At 64.5% G+C, this 13561-nt stretch carries 10 protein-coding genes; 3 read left to right on the top strand and 7 right to left on the bottom strand.

The annotated features are described in order from the left end of the window. The first annotated feature begins 22 nt into the window (after positions 1 to 22). Positions 23 to 808, top strand: coding sequence for a DUF108 domain-containing protein (locus tag OXM58_13740; GenBank protein MDE0149427.1), 786 nt, complete (start codon positions 23 to 25; stop codon positions 806 to 808). 168 nt (positions 809 to 976) lie between these two features. Here OXM58_13740 and uvrA read toward each other — a convergent pair whose 3' ends face one another. Continuing rightward, entirely contained in the window at positions 977 to 3916 is a 2940-nt protein-coding gene (uvrA, locus tag OXM58_13735; protein ID MDE0149426.1) for an excinuclease ABC subunit UvrA, read from the bottom strand. 112 nt (positions 3917 to 4028) lie between these two features. Next, the gene (locus OXM58_13730) at positions 4029 to 4253 is read right to left on the bottom strand and encodes a hypothetical protein (GenBank protein ID MDE0149425.1); all 225 of its coding nucleotides are present in this window, start codon (positions 4251 to 4253) and stop codon (positions 4029 to 4031) included. A gap of 436 nt (positions 4254 to 4689) precedes the next feature. Between OXM58_13730 and OXM58_13725 the strand changes: the two genes are divergently transcribed. After that, on the top strand, positions 4690 to 7011 hold the full coding sequence (locus tag OXM58_13725) for a hypothetical protein (protein MDE0149424.1): 2322 nt from the start codon (positions 4690 to 4692) through the stop codon (positions 7009 to 7011). Here OXM58_13725 and OXM58_13720 read toward each other — a convergent pair. The 4 genes from OXM58_13720 to OXM58_13705 form a co-directional block, all read right to left on the bottom strand. Continuing rightward, the gene (locus OXM58_13720) at positions 6954 to 8126 is read right to left on the bottom strand and encodes a site-specific DNA-methyltransferase (protein MDE0149423.1); all 1173 of its coding nucleotides are present in this window, start codon (positions 8124 to 8126) and stop codon (positions 6954 to 6956) included. The genes OXM58_13725 and OXM58_13720 overlap by 58 nt on opposite strands. 148 nt (positions 8127 to 8274) lie before the next feature. Further along, complete coding sequence (locus tag OXM58_13715) at positions 8275 to 9297, bottom strand: universal stress protein (GenBank protein MDE0149422.1); 1023 nt, start codon at positions 9295 to 9297, stop codon at positions 8275 to 8277. Between the two features lies 1 nt (position 9298). After that, positions 9299 to 10804: a DASS family sodium-coupled anion symporter gene (locus tag OXM58_13710; protein MDE0149421.1), complete on the bottom strand. Its 1506-nt coding sequence runs from the start codon at positions 10802 to 10804 to the stop codon at positions 9299 to 9301. Between the two features lie 125 nt (positions 10805 to 10929). Further along, positions 10930 to 11406 carry a GFA family protein gene (locus tag OXM58_13705; protein ID MDE0149420.1) on the bottom strand — a complete coding sequence of 159 codons (477 nt, stop codon included), beginning with the start codon at positions 11404 to 11406 and terminating at the stop codon, positions 10930 to 10932. A gap of 134 nt (positions 11407 to 11540) precedes the next feature. Between OXM58_13705 and ssb the strand changes: the two genes are divergently transcribed. Continuing rightward, positions 11541 to 12062 carry a single-stranded DNA-binding protein gene (gene ssb, locus OXM58_13700; GenBank protein MDE0149419.1) on the top strand — a complete coding sequence of 174 codons (522 nt, stop codon included), beginning with the start codon at positions 11541 to 11543 and terminating at the stop codon, positions 12060 to 12062. A 280-nt stretch (positions 12063 to 12342) separates the two neighbouring features. On the opposite strand, the gene OXM58_13695 is transcribed toward ssb, so the two are convergent. Beyond that, positions 12343 to 13344, bottom strand: coding sequence for a fatty acid desaturase family protein (locus tag OXM58_13695; protein ID MDE0149418.1), 1002 nt, complete (start codon positions 13342 to 13344; stop codon positions 12343 to 12345). Positions 13345 to 13561: the final 217 nt, after the last annotated feature.

Here is a 13561-nt window from a genome sequence, read left to right as displayed (position 1 = left end):
GGAGAGACCGCGGGCGGCCGCCATGCGCATCGGGATCGTCGGCTACGGCTATATCGGCCGGTTCATCGCCGAACGGATCGCGGAGAGCGGCGGCCGGTTCGAGACCGCGTTCGTCCATAACCGCAGCGCGGCGGCGCTCGCGGACCTCGACCCGGCCCTGCGGCTGGACGATCCGGAGCAGGCCGGAACCCGCGATCCCGGCCTGATCGTCGAATGCGCCCATCCGTCGATTTCGGCGCGCTACGGCGAATCCTTCCTGCAATGCGCCGACTACATGCCGCTGTCGGTGACGGCGCTGGCCGACGACGCCCTGCGTGAACGGCTGGAGGCCGCGGCGGCGGCGCACGGGACCCGGCTGGTCGTGCCGGCCGGCGCGCTCCTGGGCGGCGACGAGCTGCTGATGCGCCGCGGCGGCTGGGAGCGGGTGCGCATCACCTTCCGCAAGCACCCGGACAATCTCGATTTCTCCGAGAGTGGCCTCGATCCGGCGAGCATCGACGGCGAGACGGTGATCTACGAAGGCCCGGTGCGCGGCGTCGCCAAGCTCTATCCGCGCAACGTCAACACCATGGTGACCTGCGCCCTGGTCTCGACCGGCCTCGACAACTGCGAGGCCCGGCTGATCGCCGATCCGGCGCTGGACGTCGCGGTCGCCGAAGTCGAGGCCTGGGATGCCAGCGGCGGCCTGCTGCGCACCGAGAAGCGCCAGCCCGCGGTCGGCGTCTCCGGCACCGAAATGCTCACTTCGACCTGGTATTCCATCCTCCGCGCCGCCGCCGCCCCGCGGGGGCCGATCGAGCTGGTGTAGGCGCGCGCCCCTCGATACGGCGCGCAAGCGCGCCTACTCGGGGTGAGGGTGTTGTAGTGCGTTCACTCCCCTTCACCCTCACCCTGAGTAGCCCCGGCCCCCGGCCGGGGCGTATCGAAGGGCGGGGCGTATCGAAAGCCTGTCCTGAGCCTGTCGAAGGGGGCGGCCTCACGCGCTCCGGCGGGCCTCGCCGGCGGTTTCGAGGAAGCGGGCGAGGTATTGGCCGGTGAAGCTGTCGGGCACGGCGGCGACGTCTTCGGGCGTGCCGGCGGCGACGATCAGGCCGCCCTTGTCGCCGCCCTCGGGGCCAAGGTCGACGATCCAGTCGGCGGTCTTGATGACCTCCAGATTGTGCTCGATCACGATCACCGTGTTGCCGGCCTCGACCAGCTCGTGCAGCACGTCGAGCAGCTTGCGCACATCGTCGAAATGCAGGCCGGTGGTCGGCTCGTCGAGGATGTAGAGGGTGCGGCCGGTGGCGCGCTTCGACAGTTCCTTGGACAGCTTGACACGCTGGGCCTCGCCGCCGGAAAGCGTCGTCGCCGGCTGGCCGAGCTTGATGTAGCCGAGGCCGACGCGCTGGAGCGTCTCCATCTTCGAGCGGATCGCCGGCACGGCGCGGAAGAATTCCAGCGCCTCGTCCACCGTCATGTCGAGCACGTCGGCGATCGACTTGTCCTTGAAGGCGATCTCCAGGGTCTCGCGGTTGTAGCGCTTGCCCTTGCAGACGTCGCACTGGACGTAGACGTCGGGCAGGAAGTGCATCTCGATCTTGAGCACGCCGTCGCCCTGGCAGGCCTCGCAGCGCCCGCCCTTGACGTTGAAGGAGAAGCGGCCGGGCTTGTAGCCGCGCGCGCCGGATTCCGGCAGGCCGGCGAACCAGTCGCGGATCGGGCCGAAGGCGCCGGTGTAGGTCGCCGGGTTGGAGCGCGGCGTCCGCCCGATGGGCGACTGGTCGATGTCGATGATCTTGTCGAGATGCTCCAGCCCGTCGATGCCCTTATGGGCGCCGGGCAGGGTGCGCGCGCCGTTGAGCCGCCGGGCCGCCGCCTTGTAGAGGGTCTCGACCACCAGGGTGGACTTGCCGCCGCCGGAGACGCCGGTCACGCAGGTGAACACGCCGAGCGGGAAGGCGGCGTCGATCTTCTGCAAATTGTTGGCCGCGGCGCCTTTCACGGTAACGGCCCGGCCCGCCGGGCCGGCACGGCGCTGCGCCGGCACAGGGATCTCCTTCCGGCCGGTGATGTAGTCCGCGGTCAGGCTGCCCGGGACCTGGAAGACCCTGGCCGGCGGCCCGATGGCGACGACCTCGCCGCCATGCACGCCGGCGCGCGGCCCCATGTCGATCAGCCAGTCGGCGTCGCGGATCGCCTCCTCGTCATGCTCGACGACGATGACGGTGTTGCCGAGGTCGCGCAGCCGCTCCAGCGTGTCGAGCAGCCGGCGGTTGTCGCGCTGGTGCAGGCCGATGGAGGGCTCGTCGAGGACATAGAGCACGCCGGTGAGGCCCGAGCCGATCTGGGAGGCGAGGCGGATGCGCTGGCTCTCGCCGCCGGAAAGCGTGCCCGAATTGCGCGACAGGGTGAGATAGTCGAGGCCGACATTGACGAGAAAGCCGAGCCGCTCGTTGATCTCCTTCAGGATGCGCCCGGCGATTTCCATCTGCTTGGCGGTGAGGCGTTCCGGCAGCGCGGCGAACCAGTCGCGCGCGCCGGCGATCGACATCTGTGCCGCCGCGCCGGCGTGCATCTCCGCGACGCGGACGGCCAGCGCCTCGGGCTTGAGGCGGAAACCGCTGCACGCCGCGCAGGGCGCGACGGTCTGGTATTTGCTCAATTCCTCGCGCACCCAGCTCGAATCCGTCTCGCGGTAGCGCCGGGCCAGGTTAGGGATCACGCCCTCGAACGGCCGCGTCGTCTCGTATTTGCGCAGCCCGTCGTCGTAGCGCATCGTGATCGGCGTGCCGCCGGAGCCGAACAGGACGGCCTCCCGGTCCTTCTTGCGCAGCTTCGCGAACGGCGTCGAAAGCTTGAAACCGTAGTGGGCGGCGAGGCTCTTGAGGGTCTGGCCGTAATATTTCGAGCTGGTGTCGGCCCAGGGCGCGAGCGCGCCGTCGTCCAGGCTGAGCGTCGGGTTCGGCACGACCAGCTCGGGATCGAACTCCGCCTGCACACCGAGGCCGTCGCAGGACGGGCAGGCGCCGAACGGGTTGTTGAAGGAGAACAGCCGCGGTTCGATCTCGTCGATGGTGAAGCCCGAAACCGGGCAGGCGAACCGGGCCGAGAAGGTCGTGCGTGCGCCGCTGTCGGCGTCCTCGACGAACAGCAGCCCGTCCGACAGTTCGAGCGCCGTCTCGATGGAATCGGCGAGCCGGGCCGCCAGGTCGTCGCGCAGCACGATGCGGTCGACCACCACGTCGATATCGTGCTTGAACTTCTTGTCGAGCGCCGGCGCCTCGTCGACCAGGTAGATCTCGCCGTTGACCTTGACGCGCTGGAATCCGCGCTTCTGCAGGTCCTGGAACTCCTTGCGGTATTCGCCCTTGCGGCCGCGCACGATGGGCGCGAGCAGGTAGAGCCGGCTGCCCTCGGGCATCGCCAGCACGGCGTCGACCATCTGGGAGACGGTCTGGCTCTCGATCGGCAGGCCGGTCGCCGGCGAATAGGGGATGCCGACCCGCGCCCACAAGAGGCGCATGTAATCGTAGATTTCCGTCACCGTGCCGACGGTCGAGCGCGGGTTGCGCGAGGTCGTCTTCTGCTCGATGGAGATCGCCGGCGACAGGCCCTCGATATGGTCGACGTCCGGCTTTTCCATCAGCTCGAGGAACTGCCGGGCATAGGCCGACAGGCTCTCGACATAGCGGCGCTGGCCCTCGGCATAGATCGTGTCGAAGGCGAGGGAGGATTTTCCGGAGCCGCTGAGACCGGTGATGACGACCAGGTTGTTGCGCGGGATCTCGACGTCGATGTTGCGGAGATTGTGCTCGCGCGCGCCGCGGACGCGGATGTGGGTCAGGCCGGCCCCCTCGAAAACATCGGCGTCGGGGGCGGGTCCGGCAACAGTATCGAGGGTCCGGGGCATCGGATCGGCAGGAAAATCGGGCATGTTCTGGAAGGAAAATTCAATTCGGCCGTCGGCCCGTCCGCGTGCCGGCAATATGGGACGGGAAGGCCGGGAAAGCGACTCGGAATTGGCGCAGCAGGCCGGTGCCGCTGCTTCAGGAGCGTTTTATGATGATCGCGCCGCGCGCGATCAGGTTGTCGAAGTCCGACGCGGTAAAGCCCGCGCTGCTTCGGTCGAAGTCAGTAATATAGAAACAATGTTGCTTTCTCAGGATACGCCTGAGTCTCTTTTGCTCGTTCCGATCCTTACGCCTTGCTTGCCTGAGCAAGTCTCTGATGGCCTTGGCCTCCCCGGCGGTAAAGCTATCCTTACCTTTCACGTTTGCGTCCTCTCGATCAAACACAGACGGCCATTGCTCCGGCCAGAGAAACGGTCAGCGGCGGTCATTCCCTCAACAAGCCCCGTTTCCTGTGGCGGTCTTCGATGGATTAATCCGGATATCCGTCGAAATGCCGCTCCTGCGCCGAGGCGTCCAGCACCGCGGACTAGGCGAGTTCCGCTCGGCGCTTCATTGCCGGTATCACTCACCGCACCAATCGGCGCGGAATACCCCGTAGCTTTTGGGAGATGCTTACGATACATCCTGCGCTCTCCGGATCCATCCCTCCGCCAGCATTGCTTCCGTACAAGCCCAATTTACTCTATCTCTACCCGTCCAACAGACCGCTTGGAGGTTTCCGCTGGCAATCAGAACGACACCGCCTCAGCTAATGTCAGCGTCATGCACAGTCCAAGATTCGCGAGTCAGATAACCAATGAATGAACGGGAATTCCTCAACGCACTCCTTCACGCAACGAATACGCAGCAGGTGGAGGTGGCGCTCGAAACTTACGTCGCAGCAAGTCCTCTCGTCATCGGGTTTGAGCCCGTCGGGCGCAGGCCAAACAATCGCGGCGCGATCGAAGTCGCGTCGGACGCCGGCCGCTCAATGATCGAGCGGGTGACCAACATGCTAGATGCACTCCTTGAGCTAGAGCATGAGCAGCACCGAGGAATCCCGAATTGCCGCTCGCCCCGAGAGGCGGCTAGCGCTTGGCTGGGCGTGTCGGAGAAGGACGGGCTTTCCGCTCTTACTAGGAAAGAGCGCCAGGATCTCGCCGCACGAGCAATCGTCCGACTAGAGCCTGGTGAGGGTTCGCAGTCCAGGATCCTTACCACTATCGACAAGGGTATCGGAATCGAGCCCGATAGTTTGGAAACCACGATTCTCAGCCTCAACGAGAGCAACAAAATTCAGAAACACTACCTCGCGGGTACCTACGGTCAGGGTGGCTCCAGCACGTTTGCTTTCTGTAAGTATACGCTGATCGTTTCGAGGCGCAGAGGATCTGATCGGCTAGGTTTTACGCTGGTCAAGTACGAGGACCTGCCCGCAGAGGAATTCAAGACCGGACGCTATGTGTTTCTTGCCACCCACGACTCACCGTTGGAAGTACCGGCAGCGGCAGGTGACATCGAGCATGGCACTATCGTACGTCACTTCGGCTACGACCTCACCGGATATACCTCAGTTCTCGGCTCGAAGAGTGTGTACGGCGTTCTTGGGCGGATACTGTTTGATCCCGTCTCAGCGATCCGGTTCGAAAACCAAGTCAACAAGTGGAACCGTACCATCAAGGGCGCCCGTAACGCTCTCAACGGCGCCGTGGACGAAGGGGACGACGATACCAGAGGGCCGTCGCTCGACCACCACGTCCCAATGTTCAGCGTGGAGTTGGGGGACTATGGGTCTATTGGGATCGAATACTGGGTGCTCGCCCGGCTCGAAACCATCAAGGGGAAGAAACGGACCAAGCCAGCTGAGAACTTCGTAGACGCGACCAAACCCATGGTCCTCACGCACAACGGCCAGAACCACGGCGACCTCACCGGCAGGATCATCAGAGATGCCAAGCACGGCGCTGACCTCCCGTTTCTCCAGACTCAGGGACGGCTGATCTGCCACGTTAACTGTGACCGGCTCTCGCCCAACGCGAAAAGACAGCTATTTGCCAGCACCCGAGAGCAGTCGCGAGAGGGCCATATGCTGGAGCGCATCAGGTCAGAATTGATCGGCGCCCTCAAGGCGGACGACGAGTTGGTGCGTCTCAACGAGGAAGCCCGCGAGCAGAGCCTCAAGGAGAAGGACGAGGACACCCAGAAGAATATGCGCCGCGAAGTTGCCAAACTCCTGCGCATCGCCGGAGCGGCGCTTGAACAAACCGGCGGTACGAAGGATTCGGAGGAGGGACAGCAGAAGATCGTACAGCGGCGGCCACGCCCTAGACCCCTGCCGATCGAGCCTAAGGACCCGCCAACCTTCTTACGCATCGTCTGGGATGACGAGAAAGACATACCCTTCTATGCCGGACAGCGGAGATACGTCCGCGTGGAGACCGACGCTAACTCCGATTATCACGATCCCGACGATCCCAGCGCGTCGCGCTTTAACGTCGCTGTGGGCGACGACCTCAGCGTTTTCGGCACCAGTCCGCTGAAAGGCGGGCGGATGCGAATTGGAGTCGAGTGTCGAGACAGTGTGGTCGTGGGTTCGACAGGCTCGATTAGGATCGAGCTGTACCGCAAGGGCCTGCCCGCCCTAAGCGACGAGTGTGAGTACCGCGTCGTCGATCCGCCAATGCCCAAGGAGCCGGAGCGGCGCAGCACATTTCCGGACTTTCGGGTGATTCCTGTCGCTGGTCCCGCAGACGACGAATGGGAAAACATCTGCGAGGATCCGGACGACACGGACGTGCGGCGGCACGCCAGCAACTTCGTGATGAATGAGGGTACGCTCTATGTCTATTACTGCGAGTCGTTCCCGCGCTTCACTACCGAAGTTCGCCGCTTCGAGAGACAGCACGAGACGCTAGCGAAGTCCTTTCGATCGCGCTACGAGACATGGCTCGCCGTGCACTCGCTGCTGATGTACCAAGAGACGCAGAGCGAGAGCGCCCCGAACCTGCCAGAGGAAGCTGCCGAGGAGATGGGGCGCCAGGAGCGCGCGCGCCTCGCGGTAATCGCTGCGATGGTAGCCTCTCAAGAAGTGAAGAGCGGCATATCTGGCTTGGAGGGTGACGACGAGGCAGTCGCGTGATCATTGCCGTCAGCCACCTCGTCGACCTCAGAAATATCGGTCTTGGTCACGACTAGTTCGTCACACCTCGGAGTGATGATCTCCGGGTCGAACCGTCCAATCGCGTGCGCTGCGTATACCCAATCGGCCTCGACGGACAGCCAGCGCCGCCCGAGCGATTGCGCCACCGCTCCAGTGGTGTTGCTGCCTGCGAACGGGTCAAGTACCGTGTCCCCCTCGTCCGTCAGGAAATTCACGAAGAACTCGACAAGCGACGAGGGCATCCGTGCGGGATGCAGCGGCACGCCTCGATCAAGGCAAAACTTGCGGTAGCTGCCGCTCGAAAGTGTATTGGCCGCCTTGAGTAGGTTAGTCGTCTCCTGGAGGTACTCAGAGAAGCCCCTTGGCGTGATCATGCCGTCCAGAGAGGGAAGCGCGTCCGCAGCTCCGACGTTAGGCGGGATGGCACCATTGTTATTTGTCTTGAAGCTCTCCGCACCGATGTTGTGCTGCGAGGGACGGATACCCGGGTTATACTTCCCGGTCTCAATTAGCCTCCTCATGCTGGCGCTATACTTGCGAAGAACCTTCCGATTGTCGGCCTTTGGGCGCGTCGTAGGGGACATCCACCAGATGCGAGTGAAGGCATCCTTCACCCTAATTCGCTCTTTGTTAACCCACTCGATGGGCGAAGGCAGTCGCGCCGGATTGTACCAGATGAATTCCTGGCAAAGGTGTAGGTTGCCCTTCTTGAGAAAGCGGAGAAACGCCTCCAAAACATGGGTTGACATGACTGGCTCGCCCGGCACCCACGCGTTTCCGATCTCGATAACGATCGAGCCGTCGTCCGTGACCATGTCTCGAAGAAGGGGGGCAAACTTGGAAAACCAACGAATGTAATCTTCACCCTGCAGGTTGCCGTAGCTCTTCTTGGTGTTGAGCGGGAATGGCGGCGACGTGAACGCGAGCTGGACCCTGCCCTGGTACTCCTCGAACGGCTTGCTCTTGAGCACCTTGAAAGCGTCACCGCAATAGGCAGCACCGCTGTCCGTCACATAGATTGGCCTCGAAGCGCGGCGGCCTTTCCTGAGCGCCGCGGCAATCTCGACTTCGTGCGTCTTCCCCCAAACCGCCATCTGTCTCGCCGTTGTACGAATTGCGCGGCCAACAATATCTCGGCACGCCGGTCTCGTATACGCCCGAAGCCAGCTTCTCCGCTCTTCCCGCTCCAGCGTCGCCAGGAGTTCGGTGTCGATGGCCGCCAGCGCCTAGGCCTCGCCGACCTTATCGGGTGATCATGACCGAGTTTTCGGCGCGTTTGAGCACCTTGAAAGCGATGCTGTTGGAGAAGATCTGGCGCCATCCGGTCCGTTTCTGGAACCGCGATACGACGATGACGGAGTGCGGCCGGCCCTGCTCGACGATCAGGTTCACGGGATCTCCGACCAGCGCCGTCGTGCCGGATACCGGGGTCCCCGCCTTTTCGATCCGCTCTTTGGCGGTCGCGACCGTCTTCCTCGATACCGCAAGAATATCCGCCGCCCGCGCGACCGACAGCAGGAAGAGTGGGGCGGCGCAGCGGCCTGCAATATCTGCATGCTTTTGCGCCGCAACGATGGAGCCCTCGTAATTGGCGATGCAGACGAGATGGCCGTCGCTTTCCTCCCGCGCCCGCGTGACGAGAACGGCGCCGGTATGCTCCCGGGCAACCCGTCTTGCAATCTTGCGCGAAACGAAACCCGGTCCGGAGCCTTTTTCTCCTTCCGGCATGCCGACGATCAGCAGGTCGAACTCGCCGAGCTTCGCCTCGTCGAGTATTCCGGACGGGACGGACGGGGCAATCAGCAGCCGCAGCACGACCGAGCGGCCTTTCGGGCTGGAATATATGATCGCGTTGTCGCCGAGCGGATCGCCCTGCACGTCGACATGGGCGAACTCCGCCTGCCAGTCCCGGCCCAGCCACCCAAGTTCGACGAGCATTTCGCGGCCGCGGCGCAGGGCCACGGCGCCCGGCAATTCGAGGCCCCAGTCGAGAAGGTTCTCGCGCACGACCGAGATTTGCATGCCGCCGGTCTGCAGGTCCCGGTCGATCGGCCGGACGTAGAGCAGCGTCAGGTCGGCGTCGGTTCCCGAGCCGATGCGCACGGCATGACGCAGCGCCCGGTAGGAGGCGTCGGTCCCGTCGATGCAGACGAGAATGCTGAACCGCGGCGGGCCGGCGGCTTCGGGAACGTCCTCAGGGCTTTCTGAATCGCGCAGTGCCGGCTCCCCGGTTTCCGGAGTCGTTCGCGATGCTTCGCCCGCCATCCTACAACCCGATCAGGGGCCAGAAAAGGTAAGCCGAGATAATCAGCAGAACCGTCGACACGATGACCATGCGGTATCCGACGCGGAGAAAATCCGTGGTCTTGAGATAGCCGGATGCGTAGACGATGGTGCAGGCCGGCGTCCCGATGACCGTGAGATAGGCAAAGGCGGACGAAATGGCGGTGATGAATCCGATGAGGAGCGGGCTTTCGCCGGCCGCCGCCGCCATCTTCAGGGTAATGGGCCCGATGACCGCGACGGCGGCGCCGTTGGACATGAGGTTGGTCACGCCGGTCGTCAGCGCCGATACCGCCGTCCAGAGCGGTATGCCGCCTTCGATGCCGAGGGGGGACAGCAGGTCGAGGAAGTTGTTGGCGACCCAGAGCGCCGCGCCGCTGTCCTTCATCTGGACGCCGAGCGAAATGGCGGCTGCGTAAAGGAGCACGACGCCCCAGTTGACGCCGGAGTTCAAATCCTCCCAGCGCACCAGCCCGATGACCAGAAAGGCGACCGCGCCGAATATCGCGACGGTGCCAAGCCCGAGCGTATCGGAGAAAGTCAGCCAGCCGGACAGGACAACGGCAAAGGCGACGATGGAAACCCAGTCGGCCGATTTCATCGGCCCCTGGGCCCTGATCTGCTCCCGCAGCCGGACGACGGCCCGGGAGATGTTCCGGTGCTCCGGCTTGAAGGTGTAAAACAGGATCAGCGTGACGAAGGGAAGCTGGATCAGGAATATCGGATAGGCGTAAAGCATCCAGGTCAGGTAATCGACGACGAACTTGGCCGTTTCCGGATTTGCCGGATCGTAGAAGAATTCCTTCCAGTAGCCGATCATGATCGCGTTGCGGGCGCCGCCGGACGGCGTCCCGATGCCGGCGATCGAGCAGCCGTAGGAAATCGAAAACAGCAGCACCGCGGCGAGGCCGCGTACCTTCCGTGAATCTTCCGACGTCAGCGTTATGAGCGTGATGGCGACGGGCAGCATCATCGCGGCCACGGTATGCTCGCCGATGAAAGAGGCGAGAATTCCCGAAACGACCGAAATGCCGACGCAGACGTTGACCGTGCCGGTGCCGGTCATGCGGACGATCCAGTAGGCGATCCGCTTGTCCAGCTTCTGCTTGACGACCGCGACCGCCAGCATCAGCGACCCCATGATGAACAGGACGGAATCGCTCATCAGGCTTTCGGCCACGGAGGTTGAATCGATGCCGAGCAGCACGACCTGACCGAGAATGATCATCAGGGCGACCGTGGGCAGCGGCACCGGCTCTGTGACGAACAGGATGATCGCGACGACGGACATCGCAATCAGGATGAGGCCGCGCTGGTCCAGCCCTTCCGGCGGCGAAAAGCTCATCATCACGGCGCCGACCGCGAGCGCGATGAAGAACCAGCGCTTGTCCCAGAGAAAGGCGCCGAAGCCGCGCACCACGGGCGCCCTGTGGCGCTGAGCGGCCTGGCCCAGTGTTCTGTCGAGTCTGGCCTGAACCGCGGGGTGCATTCGAAGCTCCTTGAATTGACGCGCACATGGAGGGCGGAGTTCTTGAGGCTACGGATACGACATCACGGAAAACGGTGCAGGGGCAGACCGTCACACCTCCTGACTTTCCCCAGGGGAAAGGCCGCCTATTCCGCCAGCAGGCCCCGCTTCCGGTGCCAGTCCTCGATGGCTTCCTCGGGATACGCCTCGAAATGCCGCTCCTCCGCCGACTCCTCCCGGACCGGGCACCAGACAGGCTTGGCGCCGAGCATGAGGTGGACGCGCTCCGGCGCCGCCGGCAGTTCGGTGTCGATGGCCGCGGCGAGCGGATGGACCAGCTCCGGCCAGCGCGGGTCCCACAGCCAGAGATGGCTGCCGCAGCGCTTGCAGAAATGCCGCATCGCCGTGCTCGTCCGGCCGTCGATGGTCGCCTGGTAGACCGCGAGATGTTCGCCGCCCTCGATGCGCAGGGTCGGCGTGTCGCCCATGATGTTGACGGCGTAGCCGCCGCCGCCGGTCGTCTTGCGGCAGATCGAGCAGTAGCAATAGTTGAACGGGTAGGGCGTGCGGCTCTCGACGCTGAACGTCACGGCGCGGCAATGGCAGGAGCCTTCGAGAAGCATGGCGAATCTTTCCGGTTCGGGCCTTCGAATTGGGGCCTTTTCCATTCGATTTGATTTTCGGGCAGGTTATAAACGGCTTGCCGACGCGGGCTAGGCGAATTAAACAAGAGTCGCCAACCGAACATACGGGGAACATCATGGCAGGCAGCGTCAACAAGGTCATCCTGGTCGGCAACCTGGGCCGCGATCCCGAAGTCCGCACGATGCAGAGCGGCGACAAGGTCGCGAACTTCTCCGTCGCGACCTCCGAACGCTGGAAGGACCGCAACTCCGGCGAGATGCGGGAGCGCACCGAGTGGCACCGCGTCGTCATTTTCGGCCGGACCGCGGAAGTCGCCGAGCAATATCTGCGCAAGGGCTCGAAGGTCTATATCGAGGGCCAGCTCCAGACCAGCAAATGGGAGGATAAACAGACCGGCCAGGAGCGCTATACGACCGAGGTCGTGATCCGCCCCTATCGCGGCGAAATGACGATGCTCGACAGCCGGCGCGACGGCGGCGGCACGAGCGACTCCTATGACCGGGGCGACCGGGGCGGCTCCTACGACTCCGGCGGCGGGGGCGGCCAGCGGGACGGCGGCGGCTACGGCGACCGGCAGCAGGGCGGCGCCCCCCAATCCTCCGGCGCCGATTTCGACGACGAAATCCCGTTCTGATTCCGGTTGCGGTTCCGGTCGGGCATTGCGCCCTCCGGCATCGACAACCCGGGACCCTTCCCCGTCATTTCGACCGAAGCCCCGGACTTTTCCGGGGCGAAGCGGAGAAATCTTTCACGCCTGGCGCTCAGGACCATGCGCTGCGGGTGAAAGATTTCTCCGCTCCATGGTCCTCCGGACCATTCCGGTCAAAATGACGGGAAGGGCGGTTACCCGCTAGTACGCAGGGGAGGGTTTCAAATCCTCCCCTACAATGTTTCGGCACTCTCCGGCCGCAGAACTATCCGCCCGGCGTTCCCCAGGCGAGGCGCGCGGCGTAGCCGGCCGGCCGCACCTCCGCATCTTCCAGAAGCCCGCCGTCGCGCAGGGCGCGGTGGGCCCTGGGCAGGCTGTAGTGCGGCAGCGACGGGTAGAGATGGTGCTCCAGGTGGTAATGGACGTTGTGGGGGAAGAGCAGCCACATCAGCCATTTCGGCCCCAGATTGGTGCGCGCGTCGCGCCAGGCGTCGCCGGTCTCGGTCGTCATGCCGTGTTCGAGGATCGAGCGGAAGCGCATCAGCGGCTGGAGCAGGAACCAGAGCGGGATCGCCCAGAGCAGCAGGTATTCGGCGAAGAAGCCGAAGGCGAGCGCCGCTGCCGGTAGCGCCAGATGGAACCCCGCCACGACCCAGCGGTCGGTGAGCGCGTCGCGGCGCAGCTTCGGCGCGGTGTCGCCGAGCGGATCGGTCTTCGTTCCGTCGAGCCGGGCCGCGGATGGCGCCCCCCAGAAATAGGCGTAGGTCTTCCAGGCCGTCAGCCCGGCGGCGTCCTTCAGCAGCTTGCCGGCGAGATAGGCCCGGCCGCGCGGATAGCCGCCGTGGATCGGCGTGTCCGGGTCCTGCGCGCCGAACAGGTGGTTGTGGTGCAGCCTGTGGATCACCCGGTAGGCGAACATCGAGATGCCGACCGGCGCCGCGCAGATCCGGCCGACCAGGTCGTTGAGCCAGCGGGTTTCGTACAGCCGGTAATGCACCGCCTCGTGGGACAGCACGAACAGCGCCTGCGCCCTTGTCGCCAGCAGCGCCATGCAGGGCGCGACGATCCACCATTCCGGAAACAGGACGGCGAGCGCGAGCAGCGCGGCGATTTCCAGCCAGGTCTGCAGCACCGACAGAGTGGAGCGCAGCGGATCGAGCCGCGTCAGCTCCTTGATGATGGCGGGATCGAGGCCGCGCCGGTCGCCCAGGTCGTCGTGAAACTCGTCGCCTGTGGTTTCGGCAGGTCGCGGCGGCGGGGCGGTCATGCGCGCAGGATAGCGGAAGCGGGCGGTTCGCCGAAATCTATTCCTCGCGCCACGGATTGACAATCGCCACCCGAAATCTCCCCCTCCCCTTGGGGGAGGGGGTCAGGGGGAGGGGATTGCTGCGGTTGTGGCATCGCGGGAATCTGGCATCGGCGCGGCGGTGGGCGGGGGGGGGGGGGGGGGGGGGGGGGGGGGGGGGGGGGGGGGCGGGGGGGGG

This window comes from Rhodospirillaceae bacterium (assembly GCA_028819475.1).
Lineage (GTDB): Bacteria > Pseudomonadota > Alphaproteobacteria > Bin65 > Bin65 > Bin65.
The sequence above is the reverse complement of the archived record's forward strand: the minus strand, read 5'-3'. Positions and strand labels throughout refer to the sequence as shown.

Excerpts from the sequence above, each read along its gene's own strand:
- OXM58_13740 (MDE0149427.1), top strand. The coding sequence starts at position 23 with ATGCGCATCGGGATCGTCGGCTACGGCTATATCGGCCGGTTCATCGCC.
- OXM58_13695 (MDE0149418.1), bottom strand. The coding sequence starts at position 13,344 with ATGACCGCCCCGCCGCCGCGACCTGCCGAAACCACAGGCGACGAGTTT.
- OXM58_13725 (MDE0149424.1), top strand. The coding sequence starts at position 4,690 with ATGAATGAACGGGAATTCCTCAACGCACTCCTTCACGCAACGAATACG.
- OXM58_13715 (MDE0149422.1), bottom strand. The coding sequence starts at position 9,297 with ATGGCGGGCGAAGCATCGCGAACGACTCCGGAAACCGGGGAGCCGGCA.
- OXM58_13720 (MDE0149423.1), bottom strand. The coding sequence starts at position 8,126 with ATGGCGGTTTGGGGGAAGACGCACGAAGTCGAGATTGCCGCGGCGCTC.
- OXM58_13705 (MDE0149420.1), bottom strand. The coding sequence starts at position 11,406 with ATGCTTCTCGAAGGCTCCTGCCATTGCCGCGCCGTGACGTTCAGCGTC.
- OXM58_13710 (MDE0149421.1), bottom strand. The coding sequence starts at position 10,804 with ATGCACCCCGCGGTTCAGGCCAGACTCGACAGAACACTGGGCCAGGCC.
- uvrA (MDE0149426.1), bottom strand. The coding sequence starts at position 3,916 with ATGCCCGATTTTCCTGCCGATCCGATGCCCCGGACCCTCGATACTGTT.